Origin of the sequence: Actinomadura formosensis NBRC 14204 (assembly GCF_001552155.1) — a bacterium.
GTDB lineage: Bacteria > Actinomycetota > Actinomycetes > Streptosporangiales > Streptosporangiaceae > Spirillospora > Spirillospora formosensis.
The window spans coordinates 1-4,916 of the sequence record NZ_BCQQ01000235.1; the positions used below are offsets into that span (position 1 = coordinate 1).

Here is a 4,916-nt window from a genome sequence, read left to right on the forward strand (position 1 = left end):
GGGCGGCGCGCAGGCCGGGGAGGCCGGGCGGGGCCGTGCGGAGGGGACGGTTCGCGGTGCGTTCGTCGGCCAGGTCGAGGGCGTGGGCGACGAGGGCCTTCTTGCTCGGGAAGTAGTGCGTGAGCAGGCCCGTGGAGGCGCCCATCTCCGCCGCGACCGCGCGCAGGGTCAGGCCGCCGAAGCCGCGGTCGGCGAGGACGCGCCAGACGGCCTCGGACACGTCCCGGCGGCGGGCATCGTGATCACCTCGGGCGGGCATTCCCGTAGAGTACATAACAAACGTTCGGTACGTGCCCCCGGGAGGCCCGATGTTCGCTCACCAGCTCGCCGACGGTGCCGAATTCCGTCCGCTGGAGCCGTGGCGGGCGGCCGAGTTCGCCAAGCACGCGGATCGGGTCCGCCCGGACATCCGTGACTACATCCCCTGGGCCTGGACGGTCGTGGACGAGCGGACGGCCGGGGAGTACCTGCAGTCCTACGCCGACAAGCAGGCCAAGGACGAAGCGGGCATCTACGGCATCTGGGTCGACGGCGTCCTCCAGGGCGGGACGGTCTTCCGGACGTTCGACGCCGGCACGGGCGTCTGCGAGGTGGGAGTGTGGCTCGCCGCGGAGATGCGGGGGCGGGGGCTGATCAACCGGGCCGTCCGCCACATGATCGACTGGGCGTTCCACGAGCGGGGAATGCACCGGGTGGAGTGGGTCTGCGACACGCGCAACACCGCCAGCGCGGCCGTCGCGAAGCGGCTCGGCATGACCTGCGAGGGCGTCCACCGGCAGTCGTTCGTGCTGGGCGGGAAGCGCCGCGACAGCCAGGTCTGGGCCGTCCTCGCTACGGAATGGGGAGAGGCCGCTCCAGAGCCGAGAGGCTGAGCAGCACCAGGGACGCCGTCCAGCCGAGCGGGGCCGGGCCCGCGGGCCTGCCGGTCTGGCCGACCTTCTCCGGAAGGGCGCCCAGGGAGGTGCGGTGGGAGGCCAGCCAGCCGAGCCGCTCGTGCGCCTCCTCCGTCCGTCCCGCCGCGGCGGCGGCCAGCCCGAAGAGCGCCGTCTCCGGGGTCCAGGCGACCTTCGGGTCGCCGGACCAGCGCTCGCCCGGCAGGACGCCCCCGTTCGGCAGCGCCTGCTTGCGGGCGGCGTCGGCGATCGCGGAGGTCACCCGCGTGTCGGCCGGTGCGAACGGCGGCGCGAGGAACGTCACGGAGGTGTCCATCCGCCCGCCGCGGATGGGCGAGCGCGGGTAGCCGTAAGGGGCGAACTGCCTGGCCACGGCGTCGGAGACCCGCTGCGCCGCGTGCCGCCATTCGGCCGCCTTGCGGGTCTCGCCGCGCGCCCGCGCGAGGTCGGCGGCGGCCCGCAGGCCCGCCAGCACGGGCCCGACGACGCCGAGCGTGGGGCGCCGCGGGTCCTGCTCGCGCTGGGGGTCGCGCTCCCAGTAGTCGGACGAGGCGGGCGGCAGCCCCTCGGCGTCCAGCGAGCGCGCCAGATGGTCGGCCGCGCGCCGCACCATCGGCCACAGGACGGGCAGCTCGTCGGACGATCCGGTCCGGGCGCGGTGGAACCAGGCCGCCCACAGCACCCAGCCGAGCGAGTCGAGCTGGAACGCGCGCCCGTCGGCGACGGCCGTCCCGTCGGGGTTGTAGCGGGCGGCCCACATGCCGTTGCCGCTCTGGGTGCGGGCGAGGAAGCGCAGGACGCGGCGGGCCTCCGACGGATGCCCCGTGACGGTGAACGCGGCGACGGCGAACGCGGAGTCACGCGGCCAGCAGTACCGCCACTTGGTGTACCAGGAGGCCAGTGACGCCCCGTTCGGGCGGGTGAGGAGCCGCAGGTCGAGCAGGGCGCGCACCGCCATGTCGCGGTAGGCGCGGTCGTGCCCGCCGGTCGGGATCGTGCCCTGTGCCAGCCACGCGCTGTCGGATCGGACGGCCCGGTCCACCCGCGGGTCGGAGGCGTCCACCGTGATGGGCGTATCGCCACCGGACGGGATGAGCCGGATACGTCCGTCCTCAAGCCGGACGACCGAGCTGTCCGGCAGGTAGGACGCCCCCTCGCCCTGCTCCGGGGAGATCGGGACGCCGGTGAACGGCCAGCCGCCCCCGCCGATCAGCCCGGGGCTCGCCCAGCCGGGGCTCGGCGGTTCCGGTACGGTGGCGCCGCCGGTGGCGACGAGCGCGGCCACGATCAGCAGGGCGGCCGTGCGGCGGATCTTGTGAACCCCGGACCGCCTGCGCGCGGGTGCCCGGTCGGGCGGGGGCGGTGCCGCGGTGACGGGGGAAACGACGGATGTGTCCCGTTCTTCCGCCATCGCCATGCGTTCGTCCCCTTTGCCGCACCCGCCGACGCGAAATGAGTACATCAAACTACGTCAATCGGTTCATCCTCCTCAGGGGCCACTCGTGCCCACCCTTCAGGATGAGACACCTCTTGCCTGGTGGCACTTGCCCTCGCGGGAATCAGCCGGTGACATATGGACCCGGCGGCATCACCACGAAGTGGGGTTGACTAGGCTGCATCGACGGAGCGGACCGCAGAGCGCCGGCCGCACGGCAACCCGTGCAGATCGCCGACTCGTGTGGTCTTTGGCTGTCGATCCGTTAAGGACGCCCTCGTGGACCTGTTCGAACATCAGGCGAAGGAACTCTTCGCCGAGTACGGGGTACCGGTGCCCACCGGCAAGGTCGCCCGTACTCCTCAGGAAGCGCGTGCCATCGCGGAGGAGCTGTTCTCCGCGGGCAGCAAGAAGGTCGTGGTCAAGGCCCAGGTGAAGACCGGCGGCCGCGGCAAGGCCGGCGGCGTGAAGCTGGCCGACACGGTCGACGAGGCGGAGACGCTCGCCGGCCAGATCCTCGGCATGGACATCAAGGGCCACACGGTCCACAAGGTCCTGGTCGAGGAGGGCAGCGCGATCGCGCAGGAGTACTACTTCTCCTTCCTGCTCGACCGCGCCAACCGCACCTTCCTGTCCATCTGCTCCGTCGAAGGCGGCGTGGAGATCGAGGAGGTGCCGCACGACCGGCTGGCGATGGTGCCGATCTCGCCGCTGGACGGCATCGACCGGGCCAGGGCCCGCGAGATCGCCGAGAAGGGCCGCCTCCCGCAGGAGGCGCTCGACGGCGCCGCCGAGCTGATCGAGCGGCTGTGGGCCGTGTTCACCGACGAGGACGCCTCCCTCGTCGAGGTGAACCCGATGATCCTCACCGCCGACGGCCAGGTGAAGGCCCTCGACGGCAAGGTCACGCTGGACGACAACGCCGGGTTCCGCCAGGACCACGAGAAGTTCGAGGACAAGGCCGCCGCCGACCCGCTGGAGGCCGCGGCCAAGGCCAAGGACCTCAACTACGTGAAGCTGGACGGCACCGTCGGCATCATCGGCAACGGCGCCGGCCTGGTCATGTCCACCCTGGACGTGGTGGCCTACGCGGGCGAGCAGTTCGACAACCAGAAGCCCGCGAACTTCCTCGACATCGGCGGCGGCGCGTCCGCCGAGGTGATGGCGAACGGGCTGGAGATCGTGCTGTCCGACGCGGCCGTCAGGTCGGTGTTCGTGAACGTCTTCGGCGGCATCACCGCCTGTGACGCCGTCGCCAACGGCATCGTCTCGGCCTACCAGCTGCTGGCCGACCGCGGCGAGGCCGTCGACCGCCCCCTCGTCGTCCGGCTGGACGGCAACAACGCCGAGCTCGGGCGCAAGATCCTCAGCGATGCGGCGCTGCCCGGCGTCCAGCAGGTCGACACCATGGACGAGGCGGCCAAGCGCGCCGCCGAACTCGCAGCGGCAGGTGCATGACATGGCCATCTGGCTCACCGAGAACAGCAAGATCATTGTCCAGGGCATTACGGGCTCCGAGGGCACCAAGCACGGCCGCCGGATGCTCGCGTCCGGCGCCCAGGTCGTCGGCGGCGTGAACGCCCGCAAGGCCGGCCAGACGGTCGACTTCGACGGCACGACCCTCCCGGTGTTCGGCACCGTCAAGGAGGCCATGGCCCACACGACCGCGGACGTCTCCGTCGTCTTCGTCCCGCCGAAGTTCACCAAGGACGCCGTCGTCGAGGCGATCGACGCCGAGATCCCGCTCTGCGTGGTCATCACCGAGGGCATCCCGGTGCACGACACCGCCTACTTCTGGGCGTACGCCGAGGAGAAGGGCAGCAAGACCCGGATCATCGGGCCGAACTGCCCCGGCATCGCGTCCCCCGGCAAGTCGAACGCGGGCATCATCCCGGCCGACATCACCACGCCCGGCCGCATCGGCCTGGTGTCGAAGTCGGGCACGCTGACCTACCAGATGATGTACGAGCTTCGCGACATCGGCTTCTCCACCTGCGTCGGCATCGGCGGCGACCCGATCATCGGGACCACCCACATCGATGCCCTCCAGGCGTTCCAGGACGACCCGGACACCGACGCGATCGTGATGATCGGTGAGATCGGGGGCGACGCCGAGGAGCGCGCCGCCGCCTACATCGAGCAGCACGTGACCAAGCCGGTCGTCGGCTACGTCGCCGGGTTCACCGCCCCCGAGGGCAAGACCATGGGCCACGCGGGCGCGATCGTGTCCGGCTCCGCCGGCACCGCGCAGGCGAAGAAGGAGGCCCTGGAGAAGGTCGGCGTCCGCGTCGGCAAGACCCCCAGCGAGACCGCCGTCATCATGCGGGAGATCATGCAGAACCGCTGATCCCGCGCGAGCACACGAAAGACGCCCGAGCCGCCCCCGCGGCCCGGGCGTCTTTCGTGTGCGCCCGGAAGCCGGGACGACAAAGGCGACACGCCGGGCGGGCGGGGCGGCGGGGGGCGGAGCCGGTGCCAGCATGGAGCGGTGAGCGACAAGATCCCCGGACGGCGCGCGAAGCGGGAACCGTCGAAGACCGCGGCGGGGCGGGCGCGTGCGCAGCACGCGGCGCGGCGCCCGCCGGCCC

General features: G+C 72.0%; 5 protein-coding genes. 3 read left to right on the plus strand and 2 right to left on the minus strand.

Features of this window, described 5'->3' with window-relative positions:
* On the minus strand, positions 1 to 259 hold a 259-nt coding region (locus tag AF1_RS31905), incomplete at its 3' end, for a TetR/AcrR family transcriptional regulator (RefSeq protein WP_157419393.1).
* A 49-nt stretch (positions 260 to 308) separates the two neighbouring features.
* Here AF1_RS31905 and AF1_RS31910 point away from each other — a divergent pair.
* Positions 309 to 872 carry a GNAT family N-acetyltransferase gene (locus AF1_RS31910; RefSeq protein ID WP_067807961.1) on the plus strand — a complete coding sequence of 188 codons (564 nt, stop codon included), beginning with the start codon at positions 309 to 311 and terminating at the stop codon, positions 870 to 872.
* Here AF1_RS31910 and AF1_RS31915 read toward each other — a convergent pair.
* Positions 832 to 2,310: a glycoside hydrolase family 15 protein gene (locus AF1_RS31915; protein WP_242608876.1), complete on the minus strand. Its 1,479-nt coding sequence runs from the start codon at positions 2,308 to 2,310 to the stop codon at positions 832 to 834. The two genes, AF1_RS31910 and AF1_RS31915, sit on opposite strands and share 41 nt — an antisense overlap.
* Positions 2,311 to 2,607: 297 nt before the next feature.
* On the opposite strand from AF1_RS31915, the gene sucC reads away from it, so the two are divergent.
* Positions 2,608 to 3,786, plus strand: a complete 1,179-nt coding sequence (gene sucC, locus AF1_RS31920) for an ADP-forming succinate--CoA ligase subunit beta (RefSeq protein WP_067807963.1) — start codon at positions 2,608 to 2,610, stop codon at positions 3,784 to 3,786.
* Between the two features lies 1 nt (position 3,787).
* On the plus strand, positions 3,788 to 4,675 hold the full coding sequence (sucD, locus tag AF1_RS31925; protein ID WP_067807964.1) for a succinate--CoA ligase subunit alpha: 888 nt from the start codon (positions 3,788 to 3,790) through the stop codon (positions 4,673 to 4,675).
* Positions 4,676 to 4,916 lie beyond the last annotated feature (241 nt).

Excerpts from the sequence above, each read along its gene's own strand:
- AF1_RS31910 (WP_067807961.1), top strand. The coding sequence starts at position 309 with ATGTTCGCTCACCAGCTCGCCGACGGTGCCGAATTCCGTCCGCTGGAG.
- AF1_RS31915 (WP_242608876.1), bottom strand. The coding sequence starts at position 2,310 with ATGGCGATGGCGGAAGAACGGGACACATCCGTCGTTTCCCCCGTCACC.
- sucD (WP_067807964.1), top strand. The coding sequence starts at position 3,788 with ATGGCCATCTGGCTCACCGAGAACAGCAAGATCATTGTCCAGGGCATT.